Annotated in this window: 19 protein-coding genes and 1 tRNA gene; 8 read left to right on the forward strand and 12 right to left on the reverse strand. The window is 65.2% G+C overall.

Going from position 1 to position 18,538, the window contains the following annotated elements; translation table 11 throughout:
* On the forward strand, positions 1–738 hold the full coding sequence (locus Mlute_RS04020) for a pseudouridine synthase (protein WP_119359467.1): 738 nt from the start codon (positions 1–3) through the stop codon (positions 736–738).
* A gap of 59 nt (positions 739–797) precedes the next feature.
* On the opposite strand, the gene Mlute_RS04025 is transcribed toward Mlute_RS04020, so the two are convergent.
* Together Mlute_RS04025 and Mlute_RS04030 are read right to left on the reverse strand one after the other, a co-directional pair.
* Positions 798–2,015 (reverse strand): aminotransferase-like domain-containing protein, encoded by a 1,218-nt coding sequence (locus Mlute_RS04025; RefSeq protein WP_119359468.1) that lies wholly within the window; start codon positions 2,013–2,015, stop codon positions 798–800.
* A gap of 55 nt (positions 2,016–2,070) precedes the next feature.
* Positions 2,071–3,066, reverse strand: coding sequence for a DUF5666 domain-containing protein (locus tag Mlute_RS04030; protein WP_119359469.1), 996 nt, complete (start codon positions 3,064–3,066; stop codon positions 2,071–2,073).
* Between the two features lie 71 nt (positions 3,067–3,137).
* Between Mlute_RS04030 and Mlute_RS04035 the strand changes: the two genes are divergently transcribed.
* Positions 3,138–5,387: an endonuclease MutS2 gene (locus Mlute_RS04035; RefSeq protein ID WP_119359470.1), complete on the forward strand. Its 2,250-nt coding sequence runs from the start codon at positions 3,138–3,140 to the stop codon at positions 5,385–5,387.
* Between the two features lie 110 nt (positions 5,388–5,497).
* On the forward strand, positions 5,498–6,172 hold the full coding sequence (locus Mlute_RS04040) for a response regulator transcription factor (protein ID WP_456237804.1): 675 nt from the start codon (positions 5,498–5,500) through the stop codon (positions 6,170–6,172).
* A 45-nt stretch (positions 6,173–6,217) separates the two neighbouring features.
* Here Mlute_RS04040 and Mlute_RS04045 read toward each other — a convergent pair.
* A tRNA-Val gene (locus Mlute_RS04045) sits at positions 6,218–6,292 on the reverse strand.
* 57 nt (positions 6,293–6,349) lie between these two features.
* On the opposite strand from Mlute_RS04045, the gene argB reads away from it, so the two are divergent.
* Positions 6,350–7,099 carry an acetylglutamate kinase gene (gene argB / locus Mlute_RS04050; protein WP_119359472.1) on the forward strand — a complete coding sequence of 250 codons (750 nt, stop codon included), beginning with the start codon at positions 6,350–6,352 and terminating at the stop codon, positions 7,097–7,099.
* Here argB and Mlute_RS04055 read toward each other — a convergent pair.
* A complete protein-coding gene (locus Mlute_RS04055; protein WP_119359473.1) occupies positions 7,096–8,673 on the reverse strand; it encodes a DUF4091 domain-containing protein in 1,578 nt (525 codons plus the stop codon). The genes argB and Mlute_RS04055 overlap by 4 nt on opposite strands.
* Before the next feature lie 60 nt (positions 8,674–8,733).
* A complete protein-coding gene (moaA, locus tag Mlute_RS04060; protein ID WP_182482469.1) occupies positions 8,734–9,708 on the reverse strand; it encodes a GTP 3',8-cyclase MoaA in 975 nt (324 codons plus the stop codon).
* 68 nt (positions 9,709–9,776) lie between these two features.
* Between moaA and Mlute_RS04065 the strand changes: the two genes are divergently transcribed.
* The gene (locus Mlute_RS04065) at positions 9,777–10,289 is read left to right on the forward strand and encodes a MogA/MoaB family molybdenum cofactor biosynthesis protein (protein ID WP_119359474.1); all 513 of its coding nucleotides are present in this window, start codon (positions 9,777–9,779) and stop codon (positions 10,287–10,289) included.
* 1 nt (position 10,290) lies between these two features.
* On the opposite strand, the gene Mlute_RS04070 is transcribed toward Mlute_RS04065, so the two are convergent.
* The 7 genes from Mlute_RS04070 to Mlute_RS04100 all read right to left on the reverse strand — a co-directional run bounded on the left by Mlute_RS04070 (position 10,291) and on the right by Mlute_RS04100 (position 15,366).
* Positions 10,291–10,581 carry a DUF3467 domain-containing protein gene (locus tag Mlute_RS04070; protein WP_119359475.1) on the reverse strand — a complete coding sequence of 97 codons (291 nt, stop codon included), beginning with the start codon at positions 10,579–10,581 and terminating at the stop codon, positions 10,291–10,293.
* A complete protein-coding gene (locus Mlute_RS04075) occupies positions 10,578–10,931 on the reverse strand; it encodes a roadblock/LC7 domain-containing protein (RefSeq protein ID WP_119359476.1) in 354 nt (117 codons plus the stop codon). The genes Mlute_RS04070 and Mlute_RS04075 overlap by 4 nt, the downstream gene beginning before the upstream one ends.
* 8 nt (positions 10,932–10,939) lie before the next feature.
* Positions 10,940–11,272, reverse strand: a complete 333-nt coding sequence (locus Mlute_RS04080; RefSeq protein ID WP_119359477.1) for a roadblock/LC7 domain-containing protein — start codon at positions 11,270–11,272, stop codon at positions 10,940–10,942.
* 97 nt (positions 11,273–11,369) lie between these two features.
* Positions 11,370–11,954 (reverse strand): recombination mediator RecR, encoded by a 585-nt coding sequence (recR, locus tag Mlute_RS04085; RefSeq protein ID WP_119359478.1) that lies wholly within the window; start codon positions 11,952–11,954, stop codon positions 11,370–11,372.
* A 15-nt stretch (positions 11,955–11,969) separates the two neighbouring features.
* On the reverse strand, positions 11,970–12,284 hold the full coding sequence (locus Mlute_RS04090) for a YbaB/EbfC family nucleoid-associated protein (RefSeq protein WP_119359479.1): 315 nt from the start codon (positions 12,282–12,284) through the stop codon (positions 11,970–11,972).
* A 40-nt stretch (positions 12,285–12,324) separates the two neighbouring features.
* A complete protein-coding gene (locus Mlute_RS04095) occupies positions 12,325–13,524 on the reverse strand; it encodes an MFS transporter (protein WP_119359485.1) in 1,200 nt (399 codons plus the stop codon).
* A gap of 54 nt (positions 13,525–13,578) precedes the next feature.
* Complete coding sequence (locus Mlute_RS04100; RefSeq protein ID WP_119359480.1) at positions 13,579–15,366, reverse strand: hypothetical protein; 1,788 nt, start codon at positions 15,364–15,366, stop codon at positions 13,579–13,581.
* A gap of 22 nt (positions 15,367–15,388) precedes the next feature.
* On the opposite strand from Mlute_RS04100, the gene Mlute_RS04105 reads away from it, so the two are divergent.
* From Mlute_RS04105 to Mlute_RS04115, 3 genes are all read left to right on the forward strand, one after another.
* Positions 15,389–16,147, forward strand: a complete 759-nt coding sequence (locus tag Mlute_RS04105; protein WP_119359481.1) for a PP2C family protein-serine/threonine phosphatase — start codon at positions 15,389–15,391, stop codon at positions 16,145–16,147.
* On the forward strand, positions 16,144–18,168 hold the full coding sequence (locus tag Mlute_RS04110) for a protein kinase domain-containing protein (protein WP_119359482.1): 2,025 nt from the start codon (positions 16,144–16,146) through the stop codon (positions 18,166–18,168). Before Mlute_RS04105 ends, Mlute_RS04110 begins: the two co-directional genes overlap by 4 nt.
* Before the next feature lie 64 nt (positions 18,169–18,232).
* Positions 18,233–18,538, forward strand: a 306-nt coding sequence (locus Mlute_RS04115; protein ID WP_147371031.1) for a peroxiredoxin, incomplete at its 3' end; no start/stop codon positions are given.

An 18,538-nucleotide genomic window follows, 5' to 3' on the forward strand; every position in this document is an offset into this window, starting at 1 on the left:
GTGGGAAAAGAGCGGCTGGATAGGGTACTCAGCCACCTTGGGGTGGGCAGCCGCAGCGAGGTCCGCCGCATGGCCAGGGCCGGACGGGTTAAGGTGGATGGCCAGGTGGTGCTTGACACCTCCTCTAAGCTTGACCCCGAGCGGGCCCACATAGAGGTGGACGGAACCCCCTTGGCCTACCGCCCTTACTTTCACCTTGTGCTAAACAAACCGGCCGGCTACATCACCTCCACCCGGGACAAGGAGGGCGTACCGGTCACCGCGCTCCTGCCCGCTTCCTGGCAGCGCCCAGACTGGATGCCGGTGGGGCGGCTGGACAAGGACACCGAAGGTCTTTTGCTCCTCACCACCCACGGCGAGCTGGCCCATCGGCTGACCCACCCGCGCTGGAAGGTGCCGAAGCGGTACTACGTGGAGCTGGAGGCCCCCGCCACCCCGGAGGATGTGGAGGTTTTTGCCTCTGGGGAGCTTTCGCTGGACGGAGAACCCCTAAAGCCGGCCGAGCTGCGGCTTGGCCCAGACCCGCGAAGGGTGGAGCTGACCCTGCTCGAGGGCCGCTTCCACCAGGTCAAGCGGATGTTTGCCCAAAGGGGCAACCGGGTGCTCTACCTGCGGCGGGTTGCCTTTGGCCCCCTGGAACTCCCTGATGGGCTGCCCGTGGGGGTGGCTCGAGCGTTGAGTGAGGCTGAGCTGGAGGCCCTGTACGCGGCCGTGGGCCTGGTTTGTGGGTCAAGGTGAACGCCTGCCAGGCCATCCCGGGGCAAGCCCTCGGGGTGGCCTGGCTGAGTCCTGTTGCCTTACCCTACCGGGGCCCGTCCCAGCATCCGGTGCGCCGCCCGGCCCAGGCGCCGGAGGCCCTCCTCAATCTGCTCGCGGGTGGCGCTGGAGTACGAAAGCCGCAGGGTGTTCTTCCCGCTACCGTCGGCAAAGAAAGGCTGCCCCGGCACAAAGGCCATCTTCTCTTCTATTGCCTGCTTGAGGAGCTCGAGGCTGTCCAGCCCCTCGGGGGCGGTGAGCCAGAAGAACATGCCCCCCTGCGGCACAATCCAGCCCATATCCTCGGGCATGTACTTTTGTAGAGCTGAAAGCATCCAGTTGCACCGGGTCTGGTAGGCCTGGCGGATGCGTTCAATCTGGGCCCGGTACCACCCCTCGTCCCGCACCAGCTCGTAGACCAGCATCTGGTTGAGGGTGGGGGAGTGCAGGTCGGCCCCCTGCTTGGCGTAGACGATCTTTTGGATGACCGGCTTGGGCCCCACCACCCAGGCCACCCGAAGCCCCGGGGCCAGGGTCTTGGAGGTCGTGGAGAGGTAGACCACATTGCCCCCGCCCAGCGCCTGGTCGAGGGCGTAGAGGGTGGGAAGGGGCTGGCCGCTAAAGTAGAGTTCGGCGTAGGCGTCGTCTTCCAGGATGGGGGTCTGGTACTTGCGGGCCAGCTCCACAATGGCCTTGCGCCGCTCCAGGCCCATCAGGCGGCCCGAGGGGTTTTGGAAGGTGGGCAGCACGTACATGAACCTAGGGCGGTGGGCCTCGAGGGCGGCCTCGAGCTCGTCCAGCCTTAGCCCCTCTTCGTCCATGCTGACCGAGATGTACCGGGGCTCGTAGGGGTTAAAAGCGCTCAGGGCCCCAAGGTAGGTGGGGGCCTCCACCAGGACTTTAGAACCGGGGTCAATGAAGACCTTCCCAAAGAGGTCTAGGCCTTGCTGCGAGCCCGAGACAATCTGCACGTTTTCGGGGCTGGCCCCCGGCATCCGGCTTGCGATCCACTCCCTAAGGGGTGGGTAGCCCTCGGTGGTGCTGTACTGTAGGGCCTGGGGGCCGTGTTCCAGCAGGATGCGCTGGGTGGCCTCGGCGATGCGCTGGGTGGGGAAGAGGTCGGCGGCGGGCAGCCCCCCGGCGAAGCTGATGAAACCCGGCTCCTGGGTGAGCTTCAGGATTTCCCGGATGGTGGATGCCTGGATGCGGCGGGTGCGGGCGGCGAAGCGGCTTTGATAGTAGCTTTCTAGGTTTTCCACCCTTATAGTCTACCTCTAAAGTATTACGGCTCCTATAGCTTCTGCAGAAAAGTCGTTACGGTTCCTGGAACTCTCCTTTGACCCCCTCCAAGACCACCACATCCCCGCTGTCCAGGTTGTAAAGCAATTTTTCCCCCTCTACGAAGCCGTCTTTGTTCTCACTGCGCACGGGCTTCTCCTTGCTGCCGTAGAGGAAGGCCACCCGGTCTTTCTCCTGCACCACCGCCAGGGCTGCGGTGGTGGTGCGGCCTTCCTGTACCAGCCGGATTCCCCCGAAAAGCCGCAAAATCTCATCGTCTACGTTGTAGACCATGCGTTCCGCGCTGCCTTTTAGGGGTTTCTCGCCCTGCCGCTCGAGCTCAATGGGCCCCGCGACCCGGGCCTCGCCGCTTTGATTGTCGTAGTCCAGCCGGCTACCCCAGGCCCGGCTCTTTCCCTGCTGGACCTCCACTGCGCGGGGCTCGGGCTTGAGCTCTAGCTCGAGCCGGTCCTCCTCCTCAATGTAGCGGGCAGTACCCCCGGTCAGGTAGACGTAGTCGTTTACCTCGCGGACCTGCTCTACCCGGGCGATGGCCCCGTAGGCCCGGGCATCCTCCCCGAAGGTGATTTGCACGCGGAAGGGCGGAGGGTCGGCGAAGAGGGAGCGGGTCAGGGCCTTGCCCTCGGGCCGGGCGCCAATTCTCACGTCAAAGGCCTTCAGGCTGCCGTCGTTCTGTTCGGCGGCCTCGAGCCGTACCTCCTGCCCTACTTGGAGGTCGGAGAACTGCGCGGGCCGGCCTTCATGCCAGAAACGGGTCAGGGCATCGGTGAGGAAGACCTTCTCACCCAGGCTTAGGGTTTTCTTCTCCGAGTCCAGCGCGGTGATGGCTCCCCCATACAGGTCGCGCAGCTCAATGATGGCTGGCGGGTTGTCGGGGCCGGTCTTGACCACCACGATTCGTTTCCCCCGCCGTTCAATCTCGGCGGTGGTCTGGAAGGTGGGCTCGGCCTCGGGCTGGGCCAGGGTGACGAAGAGGGCCAGGAGGCTTGCCAGCCACCACGCCCAGCGCATGGAGGGCATTATGGCACGTCTTGGATGAGGAGGGTAATTCCGCTCGGCTATACTGGTCCTTCGGGTCGGCTATGGAGCTGCTGGAAAGCCTGGACTTTCACCGCGTGCGCGAGGCCTTGGCGGAGCGGGCCTCTACCCTTGTGGGCCGGGAGGCCCTATTGTCCCTCGAGCCCAAAGAGGGCCTGGAGGAGGCCCTGGCCCAGCAGGCTGCCGTGGCCGAGGCCCTGGCCTATCCCTACCGCATGGGGGGGATTTCCGACCTGAGGCCGGCGCTTGAGGCTGCCCGGAAGGGCCTCCGGCTGGAGGGGGTGCAGCTCCGGGAGGCGGCGGCCAGCCTGGAGGCGGCGGTGGCCCTCAAGCACGAGCTGCTGGCGGTGGGGGAGCACCTTAGCCGCATCGCCCAGGGCATTGGGGAGCACGCCTACTTCCTGCGGCGCGTGGGAGAGTGCCTGGACGAGGCCGGCGAGGTCCGCGATGAGGCCACCCCCCGCCTGCGGGAGATTCGGCGCAGGGTGAACCCCTTGCGCGAGCAGATACAGCAGCGGCTTATGGCCCTAATGGACCGCTATCCGGAGGCTGTTCAGGAGCGCTTTATTACCCAAAGGCGGGAGCGCTACGTTATCCCGGTGAAGGCCAGCTTCCAGCACAGAATTCCGGGTATTGTCCTGGACCAGTCCGACTCCGGGCTCACCCTCTACCTCGAGCCGGCCTCGGTGGTTCCCCTCAACAACCAGCTCGCTGGCCTGCGGCTCGAGGAGGAGGCGGAGGTGGGCCGGGTGCTCTTTGAGCTCTCCGCCTTGCTCGCCCAGGACGCGGAAATAGATTCAACCCTGAGGGCGCTGGAGGCCCTTGATGTGGCCCGCGCAGCGGCCCTGTTGGCCGAGGACTGGGGGTTGATCCGGCCCCGCCTCAACGCCGAGGGGCGCTACTGGCTCCGAGGGGGACGCCACCCCTTGATTGAAAACCCGGTGTCCAACGACCTCGAGCTGGACTCAAAGCGGCGCATCCTGCTGCTCACCGGCCCCAACATGGGGGGCAAAACCGCGCTCCTGAAGACCTTGGGCTTGGCGGTGCTCATGGCCCGCTGCGGCCTTTATGTGGCCGCCCAAGAGGCCGACCTGGCCTTCCCCGACCGCATCTTTGTGGACATCGGCGACCGCCAGTCCATCCAGGAGAACCTCTCCACTTTTGCGGCCCACCTGGTCCGGCTCAAGGCCGTGCTGGACTCGGCCAGCGAGCGGAGCTTGGTCCTTATAGACGAGCTGGGCTCGGGCACCGACCCAGAGGAGGGGGCCGCGCTGGCCCAGGCCATCCTGGAAGCCTTTCTGGCCCGGGGGGTGCGGGGCCTAATCACCACCCACCTCTCCCCCCTCAAGGCCTTCGCCCAGGACACCCCGGGCCTGGTCAATGCCTCCATGCACTTTGACCTGGTCCACCTGCGCCCCACCTACCGCCTGGTGGTCGGGGCCCCGGGCCGCAGCTATGCCCTTTCCGTAGCCCGGCGGCTGGGGCTGCCGGAAGCGGTGATGGCCCGGGCGGAGGCGCTTTTGGGCTCTGAAGGGGGGCGGCTTGAGCGCTTGTTGGCCCTGCTGGAGCAGGAGCGGGAAGCCCTGCGGCAGGCCCGGGAGGCGGCCCAGGCCGAGCGGCTTTCAGCTGAGGAAAAGGCCCAGGCCCTATCCCGTCGGCTGGCCGAGCTGGAGGCGGAGCGGGAGCGGCTTTTGGAGGAGGCTCGAGCCAAGGCTTTGCGGCTGGTCAAGGAGGCCCAAGAGCGCATCCAGGGGGTTCGCGAGCGGGCCAAGGCTCAAGGGCAGGGCCGGGCGCTGCAGGAGCTTTTGGCCCTGCGCGACCGCTACCGCCCCAAAGACACGCCTGCCGTCGCCCCGCCGGCCTTGCAGGTGGGTAGCCGGGTGGTGGTGCCGGCCTATGGCTCGGGCCGGATTGTGGAGCTGCGCGGTGAGGAGGCCCTGGTGCAGCTCGGCGCGGTGCGTCTGGCGGTGCCACTGGCCTCCTTGAGGCCAGTGGCCCCACCGGAGCCGGAGCGCCGGTCCTCGAGCTTGCGCAAGGCCCAGGTCGCCCCGGAGCTTGACCTTCGGGGCCTCACGGTGGAGGAGGCGCTTTTGGCAGTGGACGACTACCTAGACGAGGCCCAGGCCACCGCCACCAACCCGGTGCGCCTGCTGCACGGCAAGGGAACCGGGGCTTTGCGCAACGCGCTGCGGGAGTTCCTCAGGCGGGACCGGCGGGTGGAGCAGTACCACGACGCCATGCCCTATGAGGGAGGGCACGGGGTGACGGTGGTCCACCTGAGAAGGTCGGGCTGAGCCGGTAGGCCGCTCGGTCAGTCTCATGAAACGAGAAAAAGTGAGAGGAAGCTTAGTTACAAGGCCACCTTTCTCATGAGAAGAGCGGCTACCCTATCCCTATGGAAGGCATCGAACAACCCCTGATTCTGATTGTTGAGGACGAGAAGGACATCGCTCGGTTTATTGAGCTGGAGCTACAGGCCGAGGGCTACCGCACCGAGGTAGCCTACGATGGCATTACCGGCCTCTCCCGCTTCCGCGAGACCAACCCCAACCTGGTGGTCATGGACCTGATGCTACCGGTGATGGACGGCCTGGAGGTGGCCCGGCGCATTCGCAAGACCTCCAATGTGCCCATCATCATCCTCACCGCTAAGGACCGGGTGGAGGACAAGGTGGAGGGCTTGGACGCCGGCGCGGACGACTACCTGGTCAAGCCCTTTTCCATTGAGGAGCTCCTGGCCCGCATCCGGGCCCACCTGCGCCGGGTCACCCCGGCCATCACCGGGGAGATACGGGTCTCCGACCTAATCATCAACCTCGAGGGGCGCGAGGTCTACCGGGGCGGACGGCGCATTGAGTTCTCCAACAAGGAGTTTGAGCTTCTGGAGCTTCTTGCGAAGAGCCCCGGCAAGGTCTTCAGCCGCTTTGAGATCGAGGAGAAGGTCTGGCCAGGCTACCAGGGCGGCTCCAACGTGGTGGACGTGTACATCGGCTACCTGCGGAAGAAGCTCGAGGGGGCGGGGGAGCGTCGCCTAATCCACACCGTGCGGGGGGTTGGCTACGTCCTGAGGGAGGATTGAGCTGGATGGATAAGTGGCCGGGGGGCTGCTCCCCGGCCACGCTGCTGGTGGGCGATGTAGGATTTGAACCTACGACCCCACGCGTGTGAAGCGTGTGCTCTCCCGCTGAGCTAATCGCCCAAACGCAGAAGTAAGGGTAACACCGGCTTGGGGCGGTGTCAAGCTATGATGGGCAGCATGGCGCAGGCGTTGCTGGTCAAGATAGGAGGCAGCCTTAGGGAAGCGGGGGAGCTGTTGGACGAGCTGGCCGGCTACCCGGGCCCGCTGATCCTGGTGCACGGGGGGGGGCCCCGGATAGGGGATTGGCTCGCAAGGATGGGCTTTGAAACCCGGTTCCACCGGGGCTTGCGGGTGACCCCCCCCGAGCAGATGGAGCTGGTAGAGATGGTTCTCACCACCTTGGGTAAAGAGCTGGCGGCGGGCCTCTCCCGCCGAGGGCGGCCCGCGGTAGCCCTTTCGGGGCGGGACGCCCTGATGCTACAGGCACGGGTGATGGACAAGGCCCTGGGGAGGGTGGGAGAGGTGGAGCGGGTCAACGTGGCCCCACTACAGGGGGTGCTTCAGGCCGGCCTGACCCCTTTGGTGGCCCCCATTGGGCTAGACGAGGTGGGGCCGCTCAACATCAACGCCGATACCGCTGCAGGGGCTGTGGCCGGGGCGCTGGGCCTGCCAGCGGTGTTTTTGACCGATGTGGTGGGGGTGCTGCGCGACCCCAAAGACCCCTCCAGCCGCTTTCCCGTCCTGAGCCGGGGGGAGGCGCAGGCCCTGATTGACCAGGGCATCATCGCGGGCGGCATGATTCCCAAGGTGGAGGCAGCCCTAAATGCCTTGGCCCAAGGGGCCCCGTGGGCTGCCGTGGCCCAAGGAGGCCCTGGGGTGCTGGAGGGCCTGCTGGGGGGGGCCTTGGGGACCCGGCTGGTGGGCTAGCGGCCCTGGCTTAGGACCTCACCCATCCGGCGGCGGACAGCCTCTAGGGTTGCGGGGTCTTTTTGCCAGTCCCGCATGCTCCGGGCCATAGCCTGCTCGAGCCCGTCCAGCCGGAGGCTCAAGCCCCGTTCCCGCAGCAACCGGAGGTACTCGTAGTCCTCTACCCCGTCCCGCAGCCACTTGGCCCGGATGGAGGGCACCACCCGGTCGGGCCAGCCCACCACATGACCTGGGTAGAACCAGAGCCCATCCCCGTTGTAGACCCGGCCCGCGTTAAAGTAGCGCACATCTGTCCAGGGGTCTTGGCCCCGGTCGGGATCGTAGTGGTCGGCCGCCCAGCCCAGGATTCCGCTAAAGCCAAGGTTGTAGGCCAGAAACCCCGTGGATATCCGCCAGTTAAGGGGGCTGTAGTCAAGGAGCCACTGGGGGGCGTAAGGGGTCTTGGGGTTGAGCAGGGCGGTGTAGTACCAAAAGCTGCTGCCCTTGCTTCGCGCGGCCTCCCACAAGCCGTTTTCCCTGGCCTCCTCGTACATCTCGGCGTTGATAGCAAAGATGTCCACCAGGGGCCGGCCGCTGCCGTCGTCCAGAAGCTCTGGCCGGGGGGAGAGGGTGCTTAGGTGGAGCACCCCGGCCGCCCGCAGATTGGCCGTCCAGGCCCGGATTTCGGGCAGCAGGTTTTGAGGGCAGACGTCAAGTTCATCAAAGGTGAAGTTGTAGATGGGCACCCCCACCTGCCGGGCGGCCTTGGCCGCGGCCAGCTCGGCCACCGGGGGGGCAGGTTTGGCCCGGCAGGTGTGGGCGTTGGCTCCGCTCCAGAACCCCAGATCAATGCTGTTGAGCCCATACTCGCGGGCGAATTCTATGGCCTCCTGCGGCTCAACCCGTCCTGGCATCAGGCGGTGTTTGAGCAGCTCGAGCCGGGCGGCCTTGGTCTTGGTGCGCCACAGGGGGACGAAGGAGTAGAGGCTGGGCCGCAGGGGCAGCTCAAAGTTCCACACGATGAGGCGGATGCGGCCCTCCAGGCTCCCGTTCTCCGACAGGACGCGGTAGCTGCCCTCGTAGGTTCCCGCCGGCACCCCGCGGGGCACCGCGATGTCTACCCAGAAGGGCTGGTTCTGCTTCGGGCTTACGTCCACTGGTACCGCCCGGTACCGCCCGCCTGGGGCCTCAAAGGGGATTAGGGCATCGGGGTACCAGCCTGCTCCTTGGGAGCGGTTTTGATCGTCCAAGCTGGGGCTGGGCTCCCGCACCTCCACATAGTGCTGTCGGTAGAGGGTGAGGTTTTCCGGCCCGATTACCGCGCCCCCGGGGCCCCTGAGCGGAGAAACCTCCAGCCAGGCGCTCTTGATGCCCCTAGGTCCGCTCAGCACCACCTGAAACGACTCCACCTCGCCCCGCGCGGCGTAGAGCGTGAGGGGTTCTAGGGGGCGGGGCGGGTCCTCTAGCCGGACGCGCTCGAGGGAGTCCGTGGCCCAGGCCTGGATGGGGCCTTGGGGGTCAATGGCTGCTCGAGGGGCTGGGCAGCCGGCCAGAAGGCCCGCTAGGAGAAGGAGCGGCCAGAATCGCCTGCTCATGCCCCTTAGTTTAGCCGTGCAGGGGGTGAGGGCCCCGTTTCCGAGGGTGTTATCCGTCGTTTAGCCCCCGATGCCCACCATTAACCGCTCCCGCAAGGTGGGCAGGGTGTTGCCGAAGGCTGGTTTCCGGTTGGTGGCGATTAGGATTGCATCCACCAGGGCCTCGATAGGGTTTGGAGCTGCGAAGGCCCAGGCGATCTCCATCTCCAGCTCGGTGAGCAGGCAGGGGCGAATCTTCTTATCGGCGGTCAGGCGGAGCCGGGAGCAGCTCGAGCAAAAGGGCTCGGTGACCGGGTTGATGAAACCCACCCTTCCCACCGCGCCTGGGATGCGGTAGACCCGGGCGGGGGCGGTGGGGTCGTGTTCCACCCGCTCCAAGGGGCCGAAGTGGGCCTCAATCCGGGCCTTGGTCTCGGCCCCAGGAATGAAACGGGCGTGGTAGAGCTCGGGGTTGGAGTTGTCTAGGTGCATATACTCCAGGAAGCGCACCTCCAGGGGGTGCTCGAGGGAGAGCGAGGCCAGGGGGATGACCTCACCCTCGTTCATACCGCGAATCATCACCGCGTTAATCTTCACAGGGTGCATTCCTAGGGTCCAGGCGGCCTCTATGGCCTCCCAGACCTTTTCTATCTGCCCCCCTCGGGTCATGGCCCGGAAGACCTCCGGGGTCACCGCGTCCATGGAGAGGTTGATGCGCTTGAGGCCGGCTTCGGCCAGCTCTTTGGCCTTGCGGGCGAAGAGCAGCCCATTAGTGGTGATGGCGATGTCGGGAATGCCCAGCTCCGCGGCCGCTGCAATCATCTGGGGCAGCTCCTTGCGTACCAAGGGCTCCCCCCCGGTGAAGCGCACCGACTCCAGGCCCAGCCGCTGCATGGCCTGGAGGAAAAGCCGGACTTCCTCTACTGTGATGGCCCCGGGGGGTTCGGCCTGCTCGTAGCCCAGGGGCTGGCAGTAGAGGCAGCGCAGGTTGCAGCGCGTTGTAACGGAAAGACGCAAGTCCTTGATGATCCGTCCATAGGGATCGATGAGCTTCACTCGGGCCTCCGTGTTGCACAGTTTTACAACACGCACCTGGCTTTTTCAAGCGCTATTAAGATGGGGGTATGTCCGAGAGCAGCGCCAAGCACAAGGAAATCGCCAAGGCCAGGGGGCCAGTCCGGGTGGCGGTGGTGACGGTCTCCGATACCCGGACCCCTGAGACCGACACCAACTTTCACTACCTAAAGCCCGAGATTGAGCACCTGGGCCACCGGGTGGTGGGCTACCGCATCATCAAGGACGAACCGGAACAGGTGGCCGCCGCCCTGGAGGAAATGGTTCAAGCGGGTGCCCAGATAATCCTGTTCAACGGGGGCACCGGCATTGCCCCGAGGGACACCACCTACGACGTACTGGCCCGCAAAATTGAGAAGCCCATGCCGGGCTTTGGAGAGCTCTTCCGGATGCTCTCTTACCAGGAGGTGGGAGCCGCGGCCATGCTGTCCCGGGCCACCGCGGGCACCTACCGGGGGCGGGTGGTAATCTCCACCCCCGGGTCGCCCAACGCGGTGCAGGTGGCCTGGACCAAGCTCATAAAGCCCGAGCTCGAGCACCTGGCCTGGGAGGTGGCCCGCTGAGTCAGGCCTTGGAAGTATCCCCGGGTTCTGGGATTGCCCCGTAGGTCTCCTCGTAGCGCTGGATGTTCTCCGCCAGGCTGCGGAGGAGGGCCTTGGCGTGCTGGGGGCTGGTAATGATGCGGCTAGTTACCAGGGCCACCACTTGGTTGGGCTGGGTACCCGGTTGCATCAGGGCAAAGTCCAGGTAAAACTCGTTTTTCTGGTGGGAGAAAATGGCGAAGTTGGCGTATTTCCCCAACGCGGTTTCGCGGTCTATGTCTACACGTAGCTCGGGTACCTGAACGTCGCTCACTTTAAGGCCTCCTTGAGGCGTGGAACGCTTTTTTTGAGCTGGAAGCGCACCCGGCCCAGGCTTTGCATGGCGTCCATCAGCACCACCAGCAGGTATCCACCCTCGAGCGGGACCAGCAAGATTGGCCCCTCGGGGTACTCTACCATGACTTCCTCCACCTCGCCGCGCCCCAGCTCCTGGGAAAGGGCCCGCGCCGAAGCCAGCGCGGTGGAGGCCGCGCTTCCCAAGAAGTCCAGGTCGGGGGCTTTTTCCGCCCGGGTGCTCTCTACCACAAATCCATCCTCGGCGACCAGCGCAGAGGCCAGCACCCCTTTGGTTGCTTGAAGCTCGCTCAGCACTTCCTGCACCATAGCTTTTCCTAGAGGCTTTGGGCCAGCCGCAGGGCCAGCTTAGAGAGTTCCTGCCCGATGCTCTTGCGGTCGCTGCCCTTCTCCACGACCACCCCCAGGCAGTAGCCGTTAAACACCACCACCAGCACCTCGCGCTGCTCGGTGGCCAGGGTAAAGCGGCGCAGCTCGCCCCCTAGGTGCCGGGTGAGGGTTCGGCTGGCCCGGGCCAGGGCCGCCAGCTCCGCGGCCAGCAGCTCGGGTTCAGGGGTTGTCTTGCCCGTGCTTTCTATCACCAGGCCGTCCTGGCTGGCCAGCACCGCCTGCCGTACCCCGGCTATAGAAAGGCTCTCGAGCATCCTCATAACGCGCTCCGTAGGTCGCTTTGGACCATACCGGGTCTAGCCTAGCACAGCCACCCGTGGGTGGTGCGGAGAAATTGCACCGAGGAGCGTTACCCGCTCAGTAGCCCCGCCGGTTTTCCAGGGCTCGGGCCAGGGTTACCTCGTCGGCGTACTCTAGGCTGCCCCCTACCGGGAGCCCGTAGGCCAGCCGGCTGGAGCGCACGCCGTGGGCGCTGAGCCGCTCGGCCAGGTAGGTGGCGGTAGCCTCCCCCTCCACGGTCATGCCTGTGGCTAGGATGACCTCCTCCACCCCCTCGAGCCGCCCAAAAAGCGGCTCTAGAAAAAGCTGCTCCGGCCCGATGCCCTCCAAAGGATTCAAAGCTCCGCCCAGCACGTGGTAGAGCCCGGTATACTCCCCGCTGCGCTCGAGGGCCATCAGGTCGGCGATGGTCTCCACCACGCAGATAACCTTTCGGTCCCGCTCGGGGTCCGCGCAGATGGGGCAGAGGGCTTCTTCGGCCAGGTTGCCGCAGGTCGGGCATGGATGGAGGGCCTGGGCGGCCTCCAGCCCGCTGAGCAGGGCCGCTCGAGCCTCGGGGTTTTGTACCAGGAAAAGCCCCAGCTTCTGAGCGCTCTTGGGCCCCACCCCCGGCAGGCCAGCCAGGGCCCGCACCAGCTTGAGGAGTTTTTCGGGGTAGCGCATGAGGCCTTGGACTGGCTAGAACATCTTCCCCAGCAGACTGCCAATCCCCCCCAGCTCCCGGCTCATCTCCTTTTCTGAGAGGTCGTGAGCCTTTTTCTGAGCGTCTTGGATGGCCACCAGAATCAGGTCTTCTAGGGCCTCGAGGTCGTTTCTGTCCAGAACCTCAGGCTTTAGCCGGACCCCTTGAACCTGCCCGTGGCCGTTGGCGGTGATTTCCACAAGCCCGCCCCCAGCGCTGCCCACCACGCTCATCTGGGCGAGCCGTTCCTGCACCTCGGCCGCCTTTCGCTGGGCTTTCTGGGCCTCTTTCATGATCTTCTGTAGATTCATTCACCCCTCCTCCAAAAGCCCTTTTATTATTGCACGGGCCCTAGCCGGCCTGTTCTTGCCGGACAGGATGGGGAATGCCCCCCCGGAGCCACACGGTGAACACGGTGAGGGAGACTGCCACCCCGGAGAGGGACAGCACCGCCAGGACGCCGATGCGGGGCTCGAGCACCCCAGCCAGAAAGGTGCCCATGAGCACGGCGCTTTGCATGGTGGCCCCGAAAGCTGCCATGACCCGCCCCCGCACCTCGCTGGGGGCGGCGAGCTGGATGATGGAGCGGGCCGGTACGATGAACATCGTGTTCAAAAGGCCCAAGACCAGCATGGCCACCCCTGCCCAGAGGGGGTGGGGGAAGAGCCCAATGGAGGTCATAAAAACCCCCCAGAGCCCGAGCCCCATCAGGAAGACGGTTTCCCTCGAGAAGCGCTTGATGAGGGGCATGGTCACGAACAGCCCTAGGATAGCTCCTCCGGCCATCAGGGCCTCTAGAACCCCGAACCCCTGTACCCCTATTTTCAACGCCCCCACCGCGTACACAATGCCCAAAGCCGCCTCTACCGAGCCGAAGGCTGCGGCTATGGCCAGCGTGCCAACGGTGCGGGAGAGCACTGGGTTTTGCCATAAGGACTGCAGGCCTGCGGTCACCGAGGCAAAGTAATTGCCCCGGCTGCCCTTGCCCTGCAGAGGGGGGAGCAGGGTGAGAAGGGCGGCGGAGACCAGGTAGGAGGTGGCGTCGATCCAAAAGGCCGGGGCTGGCCCCACGTTGGCCACCAGCACCCCAGCCAGGGCCACGAAGGCCACATCGGCGAAGCGGACCACAAAGGTCATCAGGCCGTTGGCAGCGTCTAGGGAGGACTCGGGGACCATCTCGGGGATGGCGCTTTGGCTGGCCGAGTAATGCAGGGCTTCCAGTGCCGCCATGCAGAAGGCTATGAGCATCAGCAGGGGCATGGTGTTCATAGCGAAAAGGGGAATGCAGGCCACCAAAAACGCCCGTGCTAGGTCGGCGATGACCATCAAGGCCCGGCGGTCATAGCGGTCGACCAGAGGCCCCAGCAAGGGCCCCAGCACCGCGCTGGCCACGAACTGCGACCCTAGGATGAGGGATACCCAGAGCGCATTCTGGGTTTCCTGGTAGGCCACGAAGAGCAGGGCCACTCGGTGAATCTTGCTGCCCGCGATGGAGACAAAGCTAGAGGTAAATAGCCAACGGAATCCAGGATGCTTTAATGCGCTCCACATGTGCGCCCCAATCATAAACCGTCAAGTGCGGATAGGGAAGATAAACGAAGTTTATCAGTGCCTTGGTGGGATGCTGGTTAGGCTGTAGGCTACCCGGGCCCCCTCGCGGGCCAGCACCAGCCCTCCTTCGGGCACCACCCAGACCAGCAGGTCGCTCAGCTTGCGGGGCACGAGGCCGGTGGAGGAGACGTAGATCGCGCCATTCTGGTAACGCAAGGAGAGCACGGTGCTGCCGGCTTTGATGGTGCTGGGGGCCTCGCTTACGGTGGTAGAGCCTACCCCCTGGCCTAGGGTGTCGCGCGAGGGTGGGTTGAAGCCCAGCCACTCAGAGAGTTCAACGTAGAGCACCTGGGCGTAGTCTTCCAGGCCCAGCCCCTGGGCCACCTCGCTCAGGTAGGCGGCCCAGCTCGGGTGACGTTGGATGCGGCTACGGACCACCTCGAGCCCCTTGCGGGCGAATTCCTGCAGGTTGTCTATGGGGGCTTCGGCGTACTTGCTGGCCGATTCAGGCTGGAAAGCGGCGTAGTTAATCGGGCCCTTGAACCGGGCCGAGAGGGCCCTGAGCAGGCGCAAGTAGGCGTAGTGGTTTTCTGGCCACATTATATGGGCCAGCACCCGACCCTCGGCCAGCAGGCTGGAAAGGGTGGCCGCTTCCCGGGGCTCGAGCCAGAGGTGAAGGTAGTTCTGGTAGCGCACCCCGTGCATCTCTGCGTCGGGTAGGGTGAGGCTGAAAGCGGCATTCTCCTCCAGGGTGCGCTCCTGCCCTTCCACGCTGAGGGCAAAGACCGGGCCTGCTTGGGAGATGGCCACCTGGTGCCCACCCAGGGTAAAACGCAAGGGCATCAAGCGAAGGTTGAGGGCCTTGGTCTCCGGGGGAACCTCAAAGAGGGCGTAGGCGGGGTTGGGGCTGCCCAAGATTTTTTGGGGGAGCTGCGGCCAGCTTGCCTCGCCTCGAGGGCTAGGAAGATAACGGGAAAGCAGGGTGGAAAGCTGCTCAATGGCGGCTGAGAAGCGGGCCCGGTCCTCCTCCATGACCAGAGCCAGCCTGCGCTCCTCCGCGGCCGCGGCCTGAAGCCGTTCCTCCAAGCTCTGAATCTCCGCCAGGCTTAGCCTTTGCCGATGGGCTTCCTCCAGAGCCCTGCGCAGGCTTTCTAGGCTGGGCCCGCGAAGAGGGGTTTTCAAAGCACCCTCGCTTTCCAGCACCCTGCGGGCAAAGCGGCGTAGGTAGGGTACCGTCTCCTCCGGGGGGAGCCGGAGCCTTTCAGCGATGGAGAAGGCCTCACGGAAAAGCTCCAATAGGAGGTTCTGTGCGGTGGAGAGGTCGTCCAGGCGCACCAGGGGGTCGGAGACGCTCGGGATGGGGTGGGCTAGGGTAAACCGGGAGAGGTTGTAGTCTTGCGTGAAAAGGGGGCTTTTAGCGTAGGCCTCGAGGTTTTGCAGAATTGCGTAGGCCAGCCTGAGCTCGTCGCGCTTGCCTTGGTTGAGGGTTTTGGCTACCCGGGCCAGCTCACGCTCCAGCCGCGCCCAGTACACCGCCTCGGCCAGCTTTTCCAGGGTCTGGTGCTCGGGGTCTGGTGGGCTGGGCTCCTCTTCCACGAAGATGGCCCCCAGGTCGGAGGAGGGGCCCTCTTCTACGGTGGTTTTGTAGCCTGGGCGGTGGGCCTTGAAGCGCGCGTCTATATCCCGGAACTTCTTGGCCAGGGGGCCGGGTAGATTAGCCTGGATCAGGGCCTGGCGCAACCGGGTTAGGCCGGCCATCCCGCCTTTGGGTTCCTGACCGGCCACCAGATCGTCCACCTTGTACTCGTAGAGCTCGAGTAATTCAACCAAGCCCGGCTTCATTCAGGGGGTATTATAAGGTGTCATGCGGCTGGCCCGGCTGGAAATTGCCACAGAATCCAACATCGGTCGTCGTCGTCGGAACAACGAGGACTTCCACCGGGTTGCGGTTCACCCTACCCCTGCGGGCCACCTGGTCTTGCTGGCGGTGGCCGATGGCATGGGCGGGGCCGAGGCTGGGGAGCTGGCCAGCAAGCTGGCCATTGAAGGGGTCAGCGTGGCCGCTAAGTCCTACGCAGAGCACACCGCCACCGGGAGGCCTGGGATAGGGCTCCCGCTGGTGATGGACCGGGCCTTCAAGCTGGCCCAGCGACGCATCCTGCAGGAGGGGGAACGGGTGCCCTCCCGCAAGGGCATGGGCACCACCCTCACCGCGGTGTTGCTCACCGAGTGGAACCGGCAGGCGGTGGTGGGGCACGTGGGGGATACCCGGGCTTACCGGTACTCCTCGGGCCGCTGGACGTTGCTCACCCAGGACCACTCCTGGGTGGCCCAGCAGGTGCGTCAAGGGGTGCTTAGCCCAGACCAGGCTGAGGACCATCCTTGGAAGCACATGCTGACCCAGGCCCTGGGTTTGGCCGAGGTGCGCTACGACATATTTCCGGTCAGCTTTGCTCCGGGGGAGGTATTGGTGCTGGCCACCGATGGCCTGTACGGCCTGGTGCCCCCCGAGGAGTGGACGCTGGGCAACGATCTGCAGTCCTCCTTGGAGAACTGGGTAGGTAAGGCCCTGATGCGCGGGGGAACCGACAACATCACGGTGGTTGCAGCGAGGTTCAGATGAGCTACCTGATTGCCCTTCTGTTGGTAGGGATTACCACGGCGCTTTTGCTGCGCGCCGGTTTGAGCTGGGCCATGCTGCTTCTGTTGGGGCTGGTGCTGGGAGGGGTAGCGGTGCTGGGGGCGACGCCCTGGGTGCTGGCGATCCCCCTGCTGTTGGGCCTCGGGGCGATGTGGCTGCCCCGCTCCGCTTGGGTTTCCTACAGGCCTCGCCCGAAGCCCAGCAAAAAACCCGCTAAGGCCAAGGCCAGCCCCAAGGTCCCTTTGGGCCACAGCGTGACCGGCTTGGAGGCCCTCTACGAGATTCAGGAGAAGGTGGGCATTGGGGGCATGGCCACGGTATACAAGGCCCGCAGCAAGAAGGACGGCCGGTTGGTGGCCCTCAAAATTCCCCAGGAGAAGTATGTGGGCGACCCCCGGTTTGTGCGCCGCTTCCATCGTGAGGCCGAGCTTCTGGCCCGCCTGGACCACCCCAATATCGTCAAGGTTTACGACCACGGCAACCAAGGGGACACCCACTACATCGCCATGGAGTTTCTGGAAGGCGAAGGCTTGGACCGCCTCATTGAGGGGCGGCGCCTGGGTATCAGGAGCCTGGTGGAGGTGATGATCCGGGTGGCCGAGGCCCTGCAGCACATCCACGCCCAGGGCATCATTCACCGCGACATCAAGCCGGGCAACATCATGGTGCTTAGGAACGCGGTCCGGGAGGATGGCAGCGTAGACCCTCGAGGTGTGCGCCTGATGGATTTCGGCATCGCCGCGGGAAAGGTCCTCACCCGGCTGACCATTACCGGGGCCCGCATTGGAACCCCGGTTTACATGAGCCCTGAACAGGCTAAAGGTCAGCGCATTGACCATAAGTCCGATATCTACAGCCTGGGGGTGGTCTTTTACGAGGCCCTCTGCGGCCAGCCGCCTTTCCAGGGGGCCTACGAGGCGGTTATTCACCAGCAGATCACCCAGATGCCGCCCCCGCCCAAGCAGATCAACCCCGAGGTCCCCCAGGTCCTCTCCGATCTGGTCTACCGGATGCTGGAAAAAGACCCGGAGAAAAGACCGGGCCTGGAGGCCGTCCTGGATGTGCTGCGGGGTAAATGGCAGGAGGACCCTGGCCTGGTGGCCCCGGTATACCTGGCCCTGGCGGTGGAGACCAAGAAGGGTACCCTGCGTTTGATGGACCCCAACGGTACCCTGGTGCGGATGTGGAGCGGCGTGGGGAGCGGGCGGGGGATGTTCCCCTCCCCACCCTTGTCGGTGGCGGTGGACTCGGAGGGGGGCTTTTGGATTAGCCTTTTTGAGTATGGGGGCGGGGCTACCCGGCTGGTGCATCGCTTTGATGTGGAAGGGGAGATCACCCAGTCCATTGGGCCGTACGGCATGAAGCTGGGGGAGCTTCTGTACCCCATCTCCTTGGCCCCCTTGCCGGATGGCCTTTTGGTTTTGGATGGGGAGGCCTGCACCATCACCCGCTTTGACCGGGAGGGCAGGCCGGTGGCCCGTTTCGGCGGCGCGGGCCAGGGCCGCGGGACCTTTGAGTCCCCCCGCGTGATTCTGGCCAGCTCGAGCCACATCTTTGTTCTAGACTACGGAAACCGCCAGGTGCAGCGCTTTTCCTTGGATGGGCAGTACATCTCGCGCTACGCCTTCCGCAAAAGCCGCGAGTCCCAGGAGCTGCGGGTGCTGGGCGGGCTTGGCCTGACCCCTGATGAACAGCTTCTCATTTACGACGCCGACAGCCAGAAGGTTCGCCGGCTCTCGTTGGAGGGGGAAGTGCTGCTCTCGCTGCCCCTGCCCGTGGCCGAGGGGGAGGACCCTGCCAGCCAGGTGGAGATGGTGGTGCTGGGGGATGTGCTCTACGCCATCCGGCGGGGGGGCAGCAAGATACACCGGGTCAGGATGAACGGCCAGAGCCTTCCCAGCCTCGAGGTCTACGCCCCCTTGCGCGGCATCGCTTTGTGGCACAACGTCCTGCTGGCCGGTCGGAATGCCCGCGCCGGCCTGTCGGCCCAGGCCTCGAGCTAAATCCCCACCCGACCTTGTTCCCGGGCACACCCTGGCCGGGTGGGGCGGCCTGTACCCTTGGGGTATGGCTAGGTTGAAACCCGGGGACCCCGCGCTCCTGCCCAGTGTACAGGACGCCTACGGCCAGACTGTGGATCTGGCTGAGCTGGTGCGGAAAGGCCGCTACATTGTGCTTTGGTTCTACCCCAAGGCCCACTCCCCAGGCTGCACCGCCCAGGGCAAACGCTACGCCGAACTGCAAGAGGACTTCAGGAGGTTGGGAGCCGAGGTGTTTGGGGTGAGCGCCGACCCGGCGGCCGAGCAATGCCGCTTCATTGAGCGGCTGGCCTTGCAGGGGCGGATGATACCCGACCGTTCGGGGGCGCTGGGG

The organism is Meiothermus luteus (genome assembly GCF_003574085.1).
Classification (GTDB): domain Bacteria; phylum Deinococcota; class Deinococci; order Deinococcales; family Thermaceae; genus Meiothermus; species Meiothermus luteus.